This window comes from Pseudomonas sp. MN1F (assembly GCF_009391885.1).
In the GTDB taxonomy this organism is placed as follows: domain Bacteria; phylum Pseudomonadota; class Gammaproteobacteria; order Pseudomonadales; family Pseudomonadaceae; genus Aquipseudomonas.
Genome location: NZ_VZII01000037.1, coordinates 251,449 through 269,849, shown reverse-complemented (window position 1 = coordinate 269,849; position 18,401 = coordinate 251,449). Strand labels below are relative to the sequence as shown.

The window sequence follows — 18,401 nt, the reverse complement described above, 5'->3', positions numbered from 1 at the left end:
TCTCCCGCTGGGTGTCAGTCGAAACGTGCCGCGCTGTAGGGCGCAGGGTCGGTGAAAGGGCGCTCGCCGGTGAGCAGCTCGGCCACCAGGCGGCCGCTGACCGGGCCGAGGGTGAGGCCGTGGTGGGCGTGGCCGAAGTTGAACCACAGCCCTTTGTGCCGGGGCGCCGGGCCGATCACCGGGCGCATGTCGGGCAGGCAGGGCCGGCGGCCGAGCCAGGGTTTGTCATCGAGGCGCTCGCCCAGGGCCGGGAACAGCTTGCGGGCCAGGGCTTCGCAGCGCTTGAGCTGGATTTCGTTGCCCGGTGCGTCACTGGCGGCGAACTCGATGCCGGTGGTCAGGCGCACACCGCGGGCCATGGGGGCCAGTACATAGCCGCCCTGGGTGTCACAGATCGAATGCTGTAGCTGCGCGCCATCGCGGGTGCCGTAGTGCATGTGGTAGCCACGCTTGATGCCCAGCGGAATGCGGTAGCCCAGGCGCTCGAACAGGTCGCCCGATTGCGGGCCCAGGCAGGCCACCACGTCGTCGGCGGTAATCGGCCCCCGTTGGCTGTCGACCTGCCATTGGCCGTCGACCTGGCGCAGGCTGCGCGCATCGCCATGCAGGAACTGCCCGCCGCGCTGCACGAACAGCGCGGCATAGCCACGGGTGAGGGCACCGGGGTTGGTGACGGTCTTCGGGTCGAGCCAGTGGATACCACCGACCACCGTGCTGTCGAGCTGCTGCTCGCGTGCCTGCAGCTGGCCGCGTTCGAGGATTTCGTACTGCAGGCCGTAACGGGCCAGGCCCTTGAGCTCGGCCTTGGCCTGCTCGAACAGCGCCGGGTCGCGATACACCTCGATCCAGCCTTTGGCCTGGATCAGCCCTTCCAGGCCGGCCGCTTGGATCAGCGCATCGTGCTCCTCCACGCTGCGCTGCACCAGCGGCAGCATGTCGGCCGCCGCCCCGGCCAGGCGCCCGGGCGCCGACTGTTGCCAGTAGCGCAGCAGCCACGACGCCGCCTTGGGCAGGTGCAGCAAGCTGTAGCGCACGTCTGGCTGGCGGTTCAGGCCATAGCGCAGCAAGGCGCCGAACTGCCGCGGGAAGGCATAGGGGATCACACTGGAGCGCTCGATCAGCCCGGCGTTGCCGTGGCTTGTGCCGCTGCCGGGGTCGTCGCGGTCGATCAGGATCACCTGGCGCCCACGAGCCTGCAGGTGCAGTGCGGTGCTGACGCCGACGATGCCGGCGCCAAGAACAAGGGTCTGGCAATGCATGGATGTATCCTTCGGTCAGTTCAGGTGGCGGCCCAGGCGGGCTTCCAGGTGTTTGAGCAAGCGCCGGACCAGCTCGACGATCACCAGGTAGAGCACTGCGGCCCAGAGGTAGATCTGGAAATCGAAACTGCGCGAGAACGCCAGTTTGGTCACGCCCATCAGATCGTAGATGGTCACCAGCGAGGCGATGGCGCTGGCCTTGATCATCAGGATCAGCTCGTTGCCCAGCGGCCCGATGGCCACCAGCAACGATTGCGGCAGGATGACCTTGAAGAAGGTGGTCGAGCGTTTCAGGTTCAGCGCCCGTGCCGCTTCGTACTGCCCCGGGGCCACGGCCATCAGGCTGCCGCGGAAAATTTCGGCCTGGTAGGCGGCGGTGTTCAGGGTGAACGCCAGCAACGTGCAGAACCAGGCTTCACGGAAGAACCACCAGAGGCCGACGTCCTGCCAGAAGCCTTTCAGCGAGCCCAGGCCGTAATACAACAGGAACAGCTGTGCCAGCAGCGGCGAGCCGCGGAAGAAGTAGATGTAGCCGGCCGCCATGCGTTGCAGCAGCCGATGTTGCGACATGCGCGCCAGGGCCAGCAGCAGGCCGAGCACGGCGCCCAGGCTGAAGGAGATCGCCACCAGCTTGGCGGTCACCAGCAGGCCATCGACGAAACGCGGGCCGTAGCGTTCCAGCAGGTCCGGGTCCAGCACCAGGCCCAGCAGTTGTTCGGCACTCATGTGCGTGCTCCTTGCAGGTGGCGGTTGCTGCGGCGCTCGATATAGGCGAACACCCGTCCCGAGGCGGCCGAGAACAGCAGGTAGCCCAGGCAGGCAACGCCATAGAAGAACATTGGCTCCTTGGTTACGCTGACCGCCAGGTTGGTCTGGCGCATCAGGTCGACCAGCGAGATGGTCGACACCAGCGAGGTGTCCTTGAGCAGCGACAGCCAGTTGTTCGACAGGCCCGGCAGGGCGATGCGGGTCAGTTGCGGCAGCACCACCTTGAAGAACCCGGTGCGCTTGCTCAGGCCCAGCGCCGAGCAGGCTTCCAGTTGGCCTTTGGGCAGGGTCTTGAACGCAGCCAGCCAGATTTCGCTGGAGAACGCCGCAAAGACCAGGCTGAAGGCGATCATCGCGGCCAGGAAGGTGTTGATCAGGAATTCGCCTTGATAACCCATGGCCGCCAGCAGCTTTTGTGCGGCGATCTGGCAGCCGTAATAGATGATCAGCAAGGTCAGCAGCTCGGGCAGGCCGCGGAACACCGTGGAAAAGGTGGTGGCCCAGGCGCGCGGCAAGCGTTTGCGCGAACGCGCCGCCAACGCTACGGCCAGGCCCAGCGGCAGGCCGATGGGCAGGCAGGCGAGGGCCAGTGACACGGTGACCAGCGCGCCGGCCAGCAGCGCCTGGCCCCAGCCACCACTGGCGAAGGACAGCAAGGACAATTGATCGAGCATGACGAACCCCTTGGATGGGTCATGCGCTCCCACACGGAAAGCGCATGCCCCCTACAGATCAGTTGTAGATATCGAAGGCAAAGTACTTGCTGGCGATCTTCTGGTAGGTGCCGTTGGCGACGATCGCGGCCAGTGCGGTGTTGAGCCGCTGGCGCAGGGCATCGTCGTCCTTGCGCACGGCAATCGCGGCGTCGGCCTTGGTGTTGGCAACATCGCCAAGGATCTTGCAGCAGTCGGCGCCGTTCTTGTTCATCCACTCGTGCAGCGGGAACTTGTCGGCGATCACCCCGTCCAGGCGGCCAGCGGCGAGGTCGGCGTTGGCCTCGTCCATGGTCGGGTACAGCTTCACATCGGCGCCGGCCTTGGCGTACACGTCTTCGGCATAGATGGCCTGGGTCGAGGACGACTGGGCACCGACGGTATAGCCGTCAAACCTGGTCTGGGCGTCACTGATCTTGCTGTCCTTGGCCACGGCGACGGTCAGCGGGGTGCGGTAATAATGGTCGGTGAAGGCGATTTTCTTGCGCCGCTCCTCGGTGTCGATCATCGACGCCACCACGGCATCGTACTTGCGCGCCATCAGCGCCGGGATGATGCCTTCCCAGTCCTGGGCAACCAGGGTGCATTCAACCTTCATCTGCTCGCACAGGGCATGGGTGATGTCGATGTCGAAGCCGTGCAACTGGTTATCGGCGTCGACATAGTTGAAGGGCGGGTAGGCACCTTCGGTGGCGAAGCGCAGGGTCTCGGCGCTGGCGTTGCCTGCCAGCAGCAGGGCACACGCACCCAGCATAGCCATGGTCTTGTTCATCTCGCACCTCTTGCACTCTTGCTATTGTTGTTTGTTCGCGGGCCACGAGGTGTAGCCGACGAACTCGTTATGTAGAGCGGCAGTTGCTTCCAAGCGTTTTTCAACATCAGGCCCGAGCTTCTTGCAGACCTCGTTGACCATCAGGTGCACCCACGACAGCATGGTCGCGGTGGACTCCCAGAACAGGTTGAATTCGGTGGGGATGCGGAACACTTCGTCGGCATGGGCGTCGGCCCAGTCGCAGAAGGTGTCGGTCACCAGGGTGACCGGGATGCCGGCGGCGCGTGCCTTCTGGCACAGCTGCAGGGCATGGCGTGAATAGCGGCGGGCCTCGAACACCACCAGCGCGGTGTCCTCGCTGCGGCCGAGCAGCACCTCGCCGAAGTGCCCGGCGCTGCCATCGACCAATTGCACGCCATCGCGCAGGTATTGCAGCAGGTGGCTCATGCACATGGCGATGCCGCGTTCGGTCTGAAAGCCTGCGATGCATACCCGTGGCTTTTCTGCCAGGCGCTGGGCCACGGCGTGCCAGGCATGGCTCTGGCGGTATTCGTGAACGCGCACCAGGGCCGCGATTTCCCGCTCCAGGCTGCCGGCGTTGTCGCTGACGTCCTGGTTCTGGCGATATTCTTGCAGGCGATCACCCATCAGCCACGGCCCATCGCCGAGGTCGCTCTGCAGGTCTTGCTTGAGCGCCTTGAGATGGGCATAACCAAGGGAGCGACAGAAACGGCCGACGCTGGATTCGCTGACACCTAGCTTGGCGGCAATGCTGGCCGAGGTCTGGAACGGCAGTTCGTGCAGGTTGGCGAGCATGTAGCTGGCGATCTTGCGGCCCGAGGCGGCGGCCCCTTGCAGGCTGTTTTCCAGGCGTTGCTTGATCGGTTGGCTCATGCTGCTGCTCCAGGTGAGGCGTGGAATAGAAAATGGCTGTTTTCTGTCATCGCGTCAACATTTGACAGATAGCTGTCACTTATCGGAAAGTTTTTGTCGTTGCACACGCTGTTGCCATTCCAATTCCAAGAAAGGAGCTACAGATGTCCGCACCTTCCACCCATCCGCTCGTGCGCGTGCCCTTTGCCGAGCTACAGGGGCTGTTGCAAGCGATTTTCCAGCAGCACGGCTGCAGCGAGACGGTGGCCACCGTGCTGGCCCACAACTGCACCAGTGCCCAGCGTGATGGCGCCCACAGCCATGGCGTGTTCCGTATTCCCGGTTACGTTTCGACCCTGGCCAGTGGCTGGGTCGACGGGCGTGCCACACCACTGGTAACCGACCTGGCGCCAGGCTATGTGCGCGTGGATGCCGCCGGTGGCTTCGCCCAGCCCGCCCTGGCAGCGGCGCGTGGGTTGCTGGTGGAAAAGGCCCGCAGCGCTGGCATCGCCGTGCTGGCGATCCACAATTCGCACCATTTCGCCGCGCTGTGGCCCGATGTGGAACCGTTTGCCGATGAGGGCCTGGTGGCGCTGAGTGTGGTCAACAGCATGACCTGCGTGGTGCCGCACGGTGCGCGCAAACCGTTGTTCGGCACCAACCCGATCGCCTTCGCCGCGCCGTGCGCAGGGCATGATCCGATCGTCTTCGACATGGCCACCAGCGCCATGGCCCATGGCGATGTGCAGATCGCCGCGCGCGCCGGCCAGCCGTTGCCCGAAGGCATGGGCGTGGATGCCCAAGGCCTGCCGACCACTGACCCCAAGGCCATCCTCGAAGGCGGCGCGCTGTTGCCGTTTGGCGGGCACAAGGGTTCGGCGCTGTCGATGATGGTCGAGTTGCTGGCGGCGGCGCTGACCGGCGGGCATTTCTCCTGGGAGTTCGACTGGTCGGGGCACCCGGGTGCGAAAACGCCGTGGACCGGGCAGCTGATCATCGTCATCGACCCGAGCAAGGCTGAAGGTGACCGGTTCGCCCAGCGCAGCCGCGAACTGCTCGAACACATGCAAGCCGCCGGGTTGTCGCGCATGCCGGGCGAGCGCCGCTACCGCGAGCGCGAGTTGGCCGAGCGGCAAGGGGTGGCCCTGACCGAACAAGAGCTGCAGGGCCTGAAGGCGCTGCTGGGCTGAGCCGTTGTGCAAAGTTGCATAGACAACCTTGCACTTATGTGATGTTCCTTGGGCCCGACTCCGGGTATCCTCAGGGCAGTCTTTCCGAACTGTCCTGATCCAAGGAGCTGCACGCTGTGTTCAAACATGTCGATGCCTATGCCGGCGACCCGATCCTCTCGTTGATGGAAACCTTCAAGGCCGACCCGCGCGCCGACAAGGTCAACCTGAGTATCGGCCTGTATTACGATGAGGCCGGTGTGGTGCCGCAGCTGGCAGCGGTGGATGCGGTGGAAAAGCGCATTGCCGGCCAGGCCCATGAAGCCTCGCTGTACCTGCCGATGGAAGGCCTGGCCAGCTACCGCCAGGCGATCCAGGCCCTGCTGTTCGGTGCCGAGCACCCGGCCGTGACCGGCAAGCGCGTGGCCACCGTGCAGACCGTTGGCGGTTCCGGCGCGCTGAAAGTCGGTGCCGACTTCCTCAAGCGCTACTTCCCGCAGTCGGAAGTCTGGGTCAGCAACCCGACCTGGGACAACCACCGCGCCATCTTCGAAGGTGCCGGGTTCAAGGTGCACACCTACCCGTACTTCGACCAGGCCAGCCGTGGCGTCGACTTCGACGGCATGCTGCAGGCCCTGCAAGGCCTGCCGGCCAACAGCATCGTGCTGCTGCACCCGTGCTGCCACAACCCGACCGGTGCCGACCTCGAACCGGCCCAGTGGCAACAGGTGGTGGAAGTGGTCAAGGCGCGCCAGCTGATTCCGTTCCTCGACATCGCCTACCAGGGCTTCGGCGCAGGTCTGGTGGAAGACGCCTACGCCATCCGCGAAATGGCCCGTGCCGGCGTGCCGTGCCTGGTCAGCAACTCGTTCTCCAAGATCTTCTCGCTGTACGGCGAGCGGGTTGGCGGCCTGTCGGTGGTCTGCGACGACGAAGCCACCACCCAGAGCGTGCTCGGCCAGCTCAAGGCCACCGTGCGTCGCAACTATTCCAGCCCGCCCAACTTCGGTGCCCAGCTGGTGGCAGGCGTGCTCGGCGATGCCCAACTCAACGCCCAGTGGGCCGCAGAAGTGGAAGTGATGCGCAAGCGTATCCTCGACATGCGCCAGGCGCTGGTCGATGCCCTGGCCGTGCTGCTGCCAGGCCAGGACTTCCAGTTCTTCCTGCGCCAGCGTGGCATGTTCAGCTACACCGGCTTCAGCGTCGAGCAGGTGCGTCGCCTGCGTGACGAGTTCGGCGTGTACCTGATCGACAGTGGCCGGGTGTGCATGTCCGGCCTGCGTCCGGCCAACCTGCAACGGGTTGCCGAGGCCTTCGCCGCCGTACAGAAGTAACACCGCATGGGGCTGCAATGCAGCCCCGGCACAACCTGCTTGTAAAGACAAGTGCAACCGCTCCTCGGAAAGGGGCTTCGCAAGTGCAACCTTTCCGTGCACAATCGCGCCCCTCTTCCCCGGTTGAGTTGGGCGAATCGTCTATTTCGCCATTCTCAGCCTGTTGCAGTCTTGCGAGTGGAGCTTCACCCGGAATGAATGAGCAGGCCCCAAGCGTTGAACAACGCTTTGCAGAATCGACCCCCGCCACCCTCGGCAGCTGGTCGCGTAACGATACCACCTGGATGCTGGGCCTGTTCGGCACAGCCATCGGCGCAGGCACCTTGTTCCTGCCGATCAACGCCGGCTTGGGCGGCTTCTGGCCGCTGCTGATCCTCGCCGCGCTGGCCTTCCCGATGACCTACTTCTCGCACCGTGGCCTGACCCGCTTCGTGCTGTCTGGCCGTAGCGGTGGCGACATCACCGAAGTGGTCGAAGAGCATTTCGGCATCAAGGCCGGTGCGCTGATCACCGTGCTGTATTTCTTCGCGATCTTCCCGATCCTGCTTATCTATAGCGTGGCGCTGACCAACACCGTCAGCAGCTTCATGGAGCACCAGTTGCACATGACGCCGCCGCCACGGATGATCCTGTCGTTCGTGCTGATCCTCGGCCTGCTGGCGATCGTGCGCTGCGGCGAACAGGCCACGGTCAAGGTCATGAGCCTGCTGGTGTACCCGTTCATCGTTGCCCTGGGGCTGCTCGGCCTGTACCTGGTCCCGCACTGGACCGGCGGTATCCTCGACAGCGCCGCCCAGGTGCCGTCGGGTTCGGCCTTCCTGCACACCCTTTGGCTGGCCATTCCGGTGATGGTGTTCTCGTTCAACCATTCGCCGATCATCTCGGCCTTCGCCGTCGACCAGAAGCGCAGCTACGGCGAGCACGCCGACGAGCGCAGCGGCCAGATCCTGCGCCGCGCCCACCTGCTGATGGTAGTGATGGTGCTGTTCTTCGTGTTCAGCTGCGTGCTCACCCTGAGCAGCGCCCAGCTGGCCGAAGCCAAGGCGCAGAACCTGTCGATCCTGTCGTACCTGGCCAACCACTTCAGCAACCCGACCATCGCCTTTGCCGCGCCGCTGATCGCCTTCGTCGCCATTGCCAAGTCGTTCCTCGGCCACTACATCGGTGCCAGCGAAGGCCTCAAGGGCATCATCGCCAAGACCGGTGCACGCCCGGGCGCCAAGACCCTGGACCGCGTGGTCGCTGCGCTGATGCTGGTGGTGTGCTGGATCGTCGCCACCCTCAACCCGAGCATCCTCGGCATGATCGAATCGCTCGGCGGCCCGATCCTCGCCGTGTTGCTGTTCCTGATGCCGATGTACGCCATCCGTCGCGTGCCGTCGATGCGCAAGTACAGCGGTGCGCTGTCGAACGTGTTCGTGGTGGTGATCGGCGTAGTTGCGCTGACCTCGGTGGTGTACGGCCTGATCGGCTGATTCACTGCCCGCCAGATAAAAAGCCCGGGGCGTTTGTCGCCATCCGGGCTTTTTTTTGTCCACAGGAATTGTCAGGCAATAGAACAATTTGTATGTACCCATAGGCACCCGGCCGCCTTCATGATTAACTCAGTGTCCTTTTCAAACCCCGCATAAGGATTTCGTCATGGCTCAAGTGACCCTCAAAGGCAACCCGGTTCAGGTCAACGGCAACCTGCCACAGGCCGGCGCCCAGGCGCCTGCTTTCTCCCTGGTGGGTGAAGGCCTGGCTGACAAGTCGCTGAAGGACTACGCCGGCAAGCGCAAGGTGCTGAACATCTTCCCAAGCGTCGACACCCCGACCTGCGCCACTTCGGTGCGCAAGTTCAACGCCCAGGCCAACGACGTGGCCAACACCGTGGTGCTGTGCATCTCGGCTGACCTGCCGTTCGCCCAGGCGCGCTTCTGCGGTGCCGAAGGCCTGGAGAACGTGAAAAACCTGTCCACCCTGCGCGGTGCCGAGTTCCTGCAGAACTACGGCGTTGCCATCGCCGACGGCCCGCTGGCCGGCCTGGCTGCCCGTGCTGTCGTTGTACTGGACGAGAACGACAAGGTGCTGCACAGCGAGCTGGTTGGCGAAATCGCCGACGAGCCGAACTACGAAGCAGCCCTGGCTGTACTGAAGTAAGGGTTGCCTGGGGGAGGGTATAGGCACTCTTTGCCTGGCCCCTCTCCAAGCAACACCCTGTAACGGCCCGGAACGCTTTCCGGGCCGTTTTCGTTTAAAGTTCAGCCTTTTGGCAACGTCAGGCAAAGGTAAACCTCTGGTAAAGAGCCTTTGCTAAAACGATGCCAGTGCTTATCGTTCAAGCTCTCCAAGCCGCCATTTCTGAACAAGGTTCGTTCAACCCATGCAAGTGTCCAATTCCCGCTCCCCTCGTCGCTGGCTCGTCGGCCTGCTGATCCTGCTGCTGGTGGCCTTGCTGGCCTGGTGGCTGTGGCCTGCGGCAACGCCTGCCCACAAAGCGGCTGGAGGAGGGCGCGGTGGTAAAGGCATGGGCATGGGCATGGGCCGGCCAGGCTTCGGCGGCTCCACCGACCCGGTGCCGGTACGTGTCGAGCCGGTGCGGGTGGGCGACTTCCCGCTCTACTACAAGGCCCTGGGCACGGTCACCGCGACCAACACGGTGAATGTGCGCAGCCGTGTGGCCGGCGAACTGGTCAAGATCCTGTTCAAGGAGGGCCAGCAGGTCAAGGCCGGCGACCTGCTCGCTGAAATCGACCCGCGCCCTTACCGCATCGCCCTGCAGCAGGCCGAGGGCACCCTGGCGCAGAACCAGGCGCAACTGAAGAATGCCCAGGTCGACCTGGCGCGTTACAAGGGCCTGTACGCCCAGGACAGCATCGCCAAGCAGACCCTCGACACCGCCGAAGCCCAGGTCGCGCAGTTCCAGGGGCTGGTCAAGACCAACCAGGCCCAGGTCAACGATGCCCGCCTGAACCTCGATTTCACCCAGATCCGCTCACCGATCAACGGCCGTGTGGGCCTGCGCCAGCTCGACCTGGGCAACCTGGTGGCGGCCAACGACACCACCGCCCTGGTGGTGATCACCCAGACCGAGCCGATCAGCGTCGCCTTCACCCTGCCCGAAACCGAGCTGAACACCGTACTTGACCGTTACCGCAGCGGCGCCAGCCTGCCGGTCGAGGCCTGGGACCGCACCGACAGCAAACTGCAGTCGACCGGCGTGCTGGGCAGCATCGACAACCAGATCGACACCACCACCGGTACCCTGAAGTTCAAGGGCCGCTTCGAGAACAAGGACCTGGCCCTGTTCCCCAACCAGTTCGTCAACGTGCGCCTGCTGGCCGATACCCTCAAGCAGGTGGTGATGGCGCCGGCAGCGGCCGTGCAGTTCGGCAACGACGGTACCTTCGCCTACGTGGTCAATGACCAGAGCACGGTCAACATCCGCAAGCTCAAGGTGGGTGCCAGCGATGGCCAGAACAGTGTCATCCTCGACGGCCTCAAGGCCGGCGACCGCCTGGTGCTGGAAGGCACAGACCGCCTGCGCGAAGGCACCAAGGTCGAGGTGGTCGAAGACAGCTCGCAAGTGCCGACCACTCCCGGCCAGCACCTGCAGGGCCAGGACGCCAAAGGCTCGGCCCACACCGATGAAGCGCCTTCCGGCAAAGCGGCAGCCAAGGCGGGCGCATGAACCTGTCACGCCTGTTCATCCTCCGCCCGGTCGCCACCACGCTGACCATGCTGGCCATCGTCCTGGCCGGCCTGATCGCCTACAAGCTGCTGCCGGTATCGGCCTTGCCCCAGGTCGACTACCCGACCATCCGGGTCATGACCCTGTACCCCGGCGCCAGTCCGCAGGTGATGACCAGTGCGGTCACCGCACCGCTGGAGCGCCAGTTCGGCCAGATGCCGGGCCTTGAGCAGATGGCGTCGACCAGCTCTGGCGGCGCCTCGGTGCTGACCCTGCGCTTCAGCCTGGACATGAACATGGACGTCGCCGAGCAACAGGTGCAGGCCGCGATCAACGCCGCCAGCAACCTGCTGCCCAGCGACCTGCCGGCGCCGCCGGTGTACAACAAGGTCAACCCGGCCGACACCCCGGTGCTGACCCTGGCCATCTCCAGCAAGACCATGCCGCTGCCCAAGCTCAACGACCTGGTCGACACTCGCGTCGCGCAGAAGCTCGCGCAGATCAGCGGCGTGGGCATGGTCAGCATCGCCGGCGGCCAGCGCCAGGCGGTGCGGATCAAGGTCAACGTCGATGCGCTGGCGGCCAACGGCCTCAACCTCGACGACGTGCGCACCCTGATCGGCGCGTCCAACGTCAACCAGCCCAAGGGCAACTTCGACGGCCCGACCCGGGTGTCGATGCTCGACGCCAACGACCAGCTGCGTTCGCCCGAGGAATACGCCAACCTCATCCTTGCCTACAACAATGGCGCGCCGCTGCGCCTGAAGGACGTCGCCGAGATCGTCGACGGCGCCGAGAACGAACGCCTGGCCGCCTGGGCCAACCAGAACCAGGCGGTGCTGCTGAACATCCAGCGCCAGCCGGGGGCCAACGTCATCGAAGTGGTCGACCGCATCAAGGACCTGCTGCCATCGATCACCGACAACCTGCCGGCCGGTCTCGATGTGTCGGTACTTACCGACCGCACCCAGACCATCCGCGCCGCAGTCAAGGACGTGCAGCATGAGCTGCTGATCGCCATCGTGCTGGTGGTGATGGTCACCTTCGTGTTCCTGCGCCGCTTCAGCGCCACGATCATTCCCTCGATCGCCGTACCGCTGTCGCTGATCGGCACGTTCGGCGTGATGTACCTGGCCGGCTTCTCGGTCAACAACCTGACGCTGATGGCCCTGACCATCGCCACCGGGTTCGTGGTCGACGACGCCATCGTCATGCTCGAGAACATCTCGCGCCATATCGAGGAAGGCGAAACGCCGCTGCAGGCGGCACTCAAGGGCGCCAGGCAGATTGGTTTCACCCTGATCTCGCTGACCTTCTCGCTGATCGCCGTATTGATCCCGCTGCTGTTCATGGCCGACGTGGTTGGCCGGCTGTTCCGCGAATTCGCCATCACCCTGGCGGTGGCCATCCTGATTTCGCTGGTGGTATCGCTGACCCTGACCCCGATGATGTGCGCGCGCCTGCTCAAGCGTGAGCCCAAGGAGGAAGAGCAGGGCCGCTTCTACCGCGCCAGCGGTGCCTGGATCGACTGGATGATCGAACACTATGGCCGTGGCCTGCAGTGGGTGCTCAAGCACCAGCCGCTGACCCTGCTGGTGGCCGTGGCCACCTTGGCACTCACCGTGCTGCTGTACTTGATCGTGCCCAAGGGCTTCTTCCCGGTGCAGGACACCGGGGTGATCCAGGGTATTTCCGAAGCGCCGCAATCGACCTCGTTCGCCGCCATGAGCGAGCGCCAGCAGGCCCTGAGCAAGGTCATCCTGCAGGACCCGGCGGTACAGAGCCTGTCGTCCTACATCGGGGTCGACGGCGACAACGCCACGCTCAACAGCGGCCGCCTGCTGATCAACCTCAAGCCCCACGGCGAGCGGGATGTCACCGCTGGTGAGGTGATCAGCCGCCTGCAACCGCAGCTCGACAAGCTGGTCGGTATCCGCCTGTTCATGCAGCCGGTACAGGACCTGAGCATCGAGGACCGGGTCAGCCGTACCCAGTACCAGTTCAGCCTGTCGTCGCCCGATGCCGACCTGTTGGCACAGTGGAGCGGCAAGCTGGTGCAAGCCCTGCAGGCGCGCCCGGAGTTGCAGGACGTGGCCAGTGACCTGCAGGACAAGGGCCTGCAGGTGTACCTGGTGATCGACCGTGACATGGCCAGCCGCCTGGGCATCACCGTGTCGCAGATCACCAATGCCCTGTACGACGCCTTCGGTCAGCGGCAGATTTCCACCATCTACACCCAGGCCAGTCAGTACCGCGTGGTGCTGCAGGCGCAGGACGCGGCGGTCATCGGCCCGCAGGCGCTGGAATCGATCCACGTCAAGGCCACCGATGGTGGCCAGGTGCGGTTGTCGGCACTGGCCCGCATCGAGCAGCGCCAGGCGCAGCTGGCCATTTCGCACATCGGCCAGTTCCCGGCGGTGACCCTGTCGTTCAACCTGGCCCACGGTGCGTCGCTGGGCGAGGCGGTCAAGGTGATCGAGCAGGTGCAGCAGGACATCGGCATGCCGCTGGGCGTGCAGACCCGCTTCCAGGGCGCCGCCGAAGCCTTCCAGGCCTCGCTGTCGAGCACCTTGCTGCTGATCCTGGCGGCCGTGGTGACCATGTATATCGTGCTGGGCGTGCTCTATGAGAGCTACATCCACCCGGTGACCATCCTTTCGACCTTGCCGTCGGCGGCGGTCGGCGCCTTGCTGGCGTTGATCCTCAGCGGCAACGACCTGGGCATGATCGCCATCATCGGCATCATCCTGCTGATCGGCATCGTCAAGAAGAACGCGATCATGATGATCGACTTCGCCCTGGAGGCCGAGCGCAACCAGGGCATGAGCCCGCAGGAGGCGATCTACCAGGCGGCGCTGCTGCGCTTCCGGCCGATCCTGATGACCACCCTGGCCGCGTTGTTCGGCGCCGTGCCGCTGATGCTGGCCACCGGTTCCGGTGCCGAACTGCGCCAGCCGCTGGGCCTGGTGATGGTCGGCGGCCTGCTGGTCAGCCAGGTGTTGACGCTGTTCACCACACCGGTCATCTACCTGTACTTCGACCGCCTGGCCCGCCGCTGGCGCCCGGCCGCTGACGCACAGCAGGCCGAGGCATGAACCTGTCCGGCCCCTTCATCCGCCGGCCGGTGGCGACCATGCTGCTGAGCCTGGCGATCATGTTGCTCGGCGGTGTCAGCTTCGGCCTGCTGCCGGTGGCGCCGCTGCCGCAGATGGACTTCCCGGTGATCGTCGTGCAGGCCAACCTGTCAGGGGCCAGCCCCGAGGTCATGGCCGCCACCGTGGCCACGCCGCTGGAGCGCAAGCTGGGCAGCATCGCCGGCGTCACCACCCTGACCAGCAGCTCCAACCAGGGCTCGACCCGGGTGATCATCGGCTTCGAGATGGGCCGTGACATCGACGGTGCCGCACGCGAGGTGCAGGCGGCGATCAACGCCACGCGCAACCTGCTGCCCAGCGGCATGCGCAGCATGCCCACCTACAAGAAGATCAACCCGTCGCAGGCGCCGATCATGGTGCTGTCGCTGACTTCCAGCGTGCTGCAGAAGGGCCAGCTGTACGACCTGGCCGACACCATCCTGTCGCAGAGCCTGGCCCAGGTCAGCGGGGTAGGGGAAGTGCAGATCGGTGGCAGCTCGCTGCCAGCGGTGCGCATCGCCGTCGAGCCGCAGTTGCTCAACCAGTACAGCCTGTCGCTGGACGAGGTGCGCACGGCGGTGTCCAACGCCAACCAGCGCCGGCCCATGGGCTTTGTCGAGGATGCCGAGCGCAACTGGCAGGTGCGCGCCAACGACCAGCTGGAAACGGCCAAGGACTACGAGCCGATCGTGATCCGCCAGGCGAATGGCACCGTCTTGCGCCTGTCTGACGTGGCCACCGTCACCGATAGCGTCGAAAACCGCTACAACAGCGGCTTTTTCAACGACCAGAGTGCGGTGCTGCTGGTGGTCAACCGCCAGACCGGCGCCAACATCATCGAGACCGTCGACCAGATCAAGGCGCAGCTGCCGGCCCTGCAGTCACTGCTGCCGGCCAACGTACAGCTGAACGTGGCGATGGACCGCTCACCGGTGATCAAGGCCACCCTCAAGGAGGCTGAGCACACCCTGCTGATTGCCGTGGTGCTGGTGATCCTGGTGGTCTACCTGTTCCTCGGCAGCCTGCGCGCCTCGCTGATCCCAAGCCTTGCGGTGCCGGTTTCGCTGGTGGGCACCTTCGCGGTGATGTACCTGTGCGGTTTTTCGTTGAACAACCTGTCGCTGATGGCGCTGATCCTTGCCACCGGCCTGGTGGTGGACGATGCCATCGTGGTGCTGGAGAACATCTCCCGGCACATCGAGGACGGCCAGCCGCCGATGCGTGCAGCGTTCCTCGGCGCCAAGGAAGTCGGCTTCACCTTGCTGTCGATGAACGTCTCGCTGGTGGCGGTATTCGTCTCGATCCTGTTCATGGGCGGCATCGTGCGCAACCTGTTCCAGGAGTTCTCGATCACCCTGGCGGCGGCGATCATCGTCTCGCTGGTGGTGTCGCTGACCCTCACGCCGATGCTCTGCGCCCGTTGGCTCAAGCCTCACCGCGCCGCACCGACGCGCCTGCAACGCTGGAGCGACAAAGCGCACCAGCGCATGGTCGATGCCTACGACCGCAGCCTCGGCTGGGCCCTGCGCCACAAGCGCCTGACCCTCATCAGCCTGCTGGCGACCATCGGCCTGAACATCGCCCTGTACGTGGTGGTGCCCAAGACGCTGATGCCGCAACAAGATACCGGCCAGTTGCAAGGCTTTATCCGTGGCGATGACGGCCTGTCGTTCAACGTGATGCAGCCAAAGATGGAAATCTATCGCCGCGCCTTGCTCGCCGACCCGGCAGTAGAGAGCGTGGCCGGCTTCATCGGCGGCAACAGTGGCACCAACAACGCCTTCGTGCTGGTACGCCTGAAACCCATCGCCGAGCGCAAGCTCGATGCGCAGAAGATCATCGAGCGCCTGCGCAAGGAAATGCCCAAGGTACCGGGTGGGCGGCTGTTCCTGATGGCCGACCAGGACCTGCAGCTGGGCGGCGGTGGCCGTGACCAGACCTCCTCGCAGTACCTGTATACCCTGCAGAGCGGCGACCTGGCGGCCCTGCGCCAGTGGTTCCCCAAGGTGGTCACGGCGCTGCGCGCGTTGCCCGAACTGACCGCCATCGATGCCCGTGACGGCTCCGGCACCCAGCAGGTGACCCTGGTGGTCGACCGTGACCAGGCCAAGCGCCTGGGCATCGACATGGACATGGTCACTGCGGTGCTGAACAACGCCTACAGCCAGCGGCAGATCTCGACCATCTACGACAGCCTCAACCAGTATCAGGTGGTATTGGAGATCAACCCGAAATATGCCTGGGACCCGAGCACGCTGGAACAGGTGCAGGTCATCACCAGCGACGGTGCGCGGGTGCCGCTGTCGACCATTGCCCGCTACGAGAACAGCCTGGCCAATGACCGGGTCAGCCATGAAGGCCAGTTCGCCTCCGAAGACATCGCCTTCGACGTTGCCGAGGGCTACAGCCCCGACCAGGCCATGGCCGCGGTGGAGCGTGAGGTGGCCAAGCTGGGCTTGCCCGAGGAAGTGATCGCCAAGCTCGGCGGTACGGCCAGTGCCTTCGCCAAGACCCAGGAAGGCCAGCCGTTCATGATCCTCGGTGCCCTGGTGCTGGTGTATCTGGTGCTGGGCATTCTCTACGAAAGCTACATCCACCCGTTGACCATCCTGTCGACCTTGCCTTCGGCCGGCGTCGGTGCCTTGCTCGCGCTGTATGCCACCGGCGGCGAGTTCAGCCTGATCTCGTTGCTGGGCCTGTTCCTGCTGATCGGTGTGGTGAAGAAGAACGCCATCCTGATGATCGACCTGGCGCTGCAGCTGGAGCGCCACCAGGGCCTGAGCCCGGAAGAGTCGATCCGCCGCGCCTGCCTGCTGCGCCTGCGGCCGATCCTGATGACCACCCTGGCGGCCATCCTGGGTGCCGTGCCACTGCTGATCAGCCGCGCCGAAGGTGCGGAGATGCGCCAACCGCTGGGCCTGACCATCATTGGCGGCCTGGTCGTCAGCCAGCTGCTGACCCTTTACACGACGCCGGTGGTGTACCTGTACCTGGACCGCCTGCGTCACCGATTCAACCATTGGCGCGGTGTACGCACCGACGCCGCCCTGGACACACCGCTATGAACTTCGCCCACACCCGACTTCACCGTGCCTTGCAGCTGCTGACCCGTGGGCGGGGCTCACGCCTGGCCGGCGCCGGGCTGTGCGTGGCCATGCTCAGTGCCTGTACCCTGAGCCCGGACTACCACCGCCCGGAGCTGAGCACCCCGGCGCAGTACAAACAGGCCGAAGGCTGGACCCAGGCCAACCCGTCCGATGCCATCGCCCGTGGCGCCTGGTGGGAGATCTACGGCGACGCCGGGTTGAATGCGCTGGTCGAGGAGCTCAACCGCAGCAACCAGACCGTCGCGCAATCGGAAGCCCAGTACCGTCAGGCCCAGGCCTTGGTGCGCAGCAGCCGGGCGTCGCTGTTCCCCAGCCTGGATTTGAGTGCCAGCAAGAACCGTTCGGCACAAGGCACCGGCAGCTCCAGTTCAAGCCTGTCCAATAACAGCAGCGGTATCCGCAACACCTACAACGCGCAGCTGGGCGTCAGCTGGGAAGTCGACCTGTGGGGCAAGCTGCGCGAGACCCTGAACGCCAACGAGGCCAGCGCCGAAGCCAGCTTCGCTGACCTGGCCGCGATTCGCCTCAGCCAGCAGTCGGAGCTTGTGCAAAACTACCTGCAGCTGCGGGTGATCGACGAACAGAAGCGCCTGCTGGAGGCGACCGTCGCGACCTACGAGCGGTCGCTGCGGATGAACGAAAACCAGTACCGCGCTGGCGTCGCCGGCCCGGATGCGGTGGCCCAGGCGCGCACCCAGCTGAAGTCCACCCAGGCTGATTTGATCGACCTGATCTGGCAGCGTGCGCAGTTCGAGAACGCCATTGCCGTGCTGCTGGGCAAGGCCCCGGCGCAATTCTCCCTGGCTGACAGCAAAAGCATTCCGGCATTGCCGCAGATCCCTGTGACGCTGCCGTCGCAACTGCTCGAACGCCGCCCCGACATTGCCTCGGCCGAGCGCAACGTGATGGCCGCCAACGCCAATATCGGCGTGGCCCGCGCCGCCTACTTCCCGGACTTGAGCCTGAGCATGAGCGGCGGGTATTCCAGCAGCAGCTTCAGCAACTGGATCGAGCTGCCTAACCGCTACTGGTCGGTGGGGCCGCAACTGGCGATGACCTTGTTCGACGCCGGCAAGCGCAGCGCCGAGGTTGACCGCACGCGTGCGGTGTATGACCAGACCGTGGCGCAGTACCGCCAGACCGTACTCGACGGCTTCAAGGAGGTGGAGAACTTCCTGGTGCAATTGAAGGTGTATGCCGACGAAGCCGTGGTGCGTCAGGAAGCGCTGGAAGCGGCCCGCGAATCGTTGCGCCTGACCGAGAACCAGTACCGCGCTGGCCTTATTGGCTACCTCGATGTGGTCAACGTGCAGACCACCGCGCTGAGTAATGAGCGCAGTGCACTGACCCTGCTGGAAGGGCGCCTGGTGGCCAGCGTGCAGCTGATTGCCGCCCTTGGCGGCGGCTGGGATGCCGAGCAGGCGTTTGCCCAGCAGGAATAAGCGCTCCTGGGCTAAAAGGTGGCACGATCCCTGTGGCAACCGCCCCGACAAATGGCAATTTGCCTTCATTTGGCTTTGTGATGGCTCTAGGTCAGAGGAGTCAGCGGGTTTTCTTGCTCGTTGGATCCATTCCCGTTCGCACAAACCCCGTGCGTTT

13 protein-coding genes are annotated in these 18,401 nt (G+C 64.8%); 8 read left to right on the top strand and 5 right to left on the bottom strand.

From position 1 onward, the window contains the following. Positions 1 to 14: 14 nt before the first annotated feature. From F6X59_RS19125 to F6X59_RS19105, 5 genes are read right to left on the bottom strand one after another with little or no spacing between them, the layout of a single operon-like run. Positions 15 to 1,259 carry an FAD-binding oxidoreductase gene (locus F6X59_RS19125; RefSeq protein ID WP_152957585.1) on the bottom strand — a complete coding sequence of 415 codons (1,245 nt, stop codon included), beginning with the start codon at positions 1,257 to 1,259 and terminating at the stop codon, positions 15 to 17. Positions 1,260 to 1,274: 15 nt separating this feature from the next. Next, a complete protein-coding gene (locus tag F6X59_RS19120) occupies positions 1,275 to 1,985 on the bottom strand; it encodes an ABC transporter permease (protein WP_152957584.1) in 711 nt (236 codons plus the stop codon). Then, the gene (locus tag F6X59_RS19115) at positions 1,982 to 2,701 is read right to left on the bottom strand and encodes an ABC transporter permease (RefSeq protein WP_152957583.1); all 720 of its coding nucleotides are present in this window, start codon (positions 2,699 to 2,701) and stop codon (positions 1,982 to 1,984) included. The genes F6X59_RS19120 and F6X59_RS19115 overlap by 4 nt, the downstream gene beginning before the upstream one ends. A gap of 58 nt (positions 2,702 to 2,759) precedes the next feature. Next, positions 2,760 to 3,512, bottom strand: coding sequence for a transporter substrate-binding domain-containing protein (locus F6X59_RS19110; protein WP_152957582.1), 753 nt, complete (start codon positions 3,510 to 3,512; stop codon positions 2,760 to 2,762). 21 nt (positions 3,513 to 3,533) lie between these two features. Next, positions 3,534 to 4,406 carry a MurR/RpiR family transcriptional regulator gene (locus tag F6X59_RS19105; protein ID WP_152957581.1) on the bottom strand — a complete coding sequence of 291 codons (873 nt, stop codon included), beginning with the start codon at positions 4,404 to 4,406 and terminating at the stop codon, positions 3,534 to 3,536. A gap of 143 nt (positions 4,407 to 4,549) precedes the next feature. On the opposite strand from F6X59_RS19105, the gene F6X59_RS19100 reads away from it, so the two are divergent. From F6X59_RS19100 to F6X59_RS19065, 8 genes are all read left to right on the top strand, one after another. Continuing rightward, positions 4,550 to 5,575 carry an Ldh family oxidoreductase gene (locus tag F6X59_RS19100; RefSeq protein WP_152957580.1) on the top strand — a complete coding sequence of 342 codons (1,026 nt, stop codon included), beginning with the start codon at positions 4,550 to 4,552 and terminating at the stop codon, positions 5,573 to 5,575. Positions 5,576 to 5,691: 116 nt separating this feature from the next. Beyond that, a complete protein-coding gene (locus tag F6X59_RS19095) occupies positions 5,692 to 6,888 on the top strand; it encodes an amino acid aminotransferase (RefSeq protein ID WP_346651979.1) in 1,197 nt (398 codons plus the stop codon). Between the two features lie 194 nt (positions 6,889 to 7,082). Further along, the gene (locus F6X59_RS19090; protein ID WP_152957578.1) at positions 7,083 to 8,363 is read left to right on the top strand and encodes a serine/threonine transporter; all 1,281 of its coding nucleotides are present in this window, start codon (positions 7,083 to 7,085) and stop codon (positions 8,361 to 8,363) included. 166 nt (positions 8,364 to 8,529) lie between these two features. Beyond that, positions 8,530 to 9,030, top strand: coding sequence for a thiol peroxidase (gene tpx, locus F6X59_RS19085; RefSeq protein ID WP_152957577.1), 501 nt, complete (start codon positions 8,530 to 8,532; stop codon positions 9,028 to 9,030). Between the two features lie 223 nt (positions 9,031 to 9,253). Next, the gene (locus F6X59_RS19080; RefSeq protein ID WP_152957576.1) at positions 9,254 to 10,561 is read left to right on the top strand and encodes an MdtA/MuxA family multidrug efflux RND transporter periplasmic adaptor subunit; all 1,308 of its coding nucleotides are present in this window, start codon (positions 9,254 to 9,256) and stop codon (positions 10,559 to 10,561) included. Then, positions 10,558 to 13,656 (top strand): MdtB/MuxB family multidrug efflux RND transporter permease subunit, encoded by a 3,099-nt coding sequence (locus tag F6X59_RS19075; RefSeq protein ID WP_152957575.1) that lies wholly within the window; start codon positions 10,558 to 10,560, stop codon positions 13,654 to 13,656. The genes F6X59_RS19080 and F6X59_RS19075 overlap by 4 nt, the downstream gene beginning before the upstream one ends. Continuing rightward, positions 13,653 to 16,760, top strand: coding sequence for an efflux RND transporter permease subunit (locus F6X59_RS19070; protein ID WP_152957574.1), 3,108 nt, complete (start codon positions 13,653 to 13,655; stop codon positions 16,758 to 16,760). Before F6X59_RS19075 ends, F6X59_RS19070 begins: the two co-directional genes overlap by 4 nt. After that, on the top strand, positions 16,757 to 18,244 hold the full coding sequence (locus F6X59_RS19065) for an efflux transporter outer membrane subunit (protein ID WP_152957573.1): 1,488 nt from the start codon (positions 16,757 to 16,759) through the stop codon (positions 18,242 to 18,244). Before F6X59_RS19070 ends, F6X59_RS19065 begins: the two co-directional genes overlap by 4 nt. Positions 18,245 to 18,401: the final 157 nt, after the last annotated feature.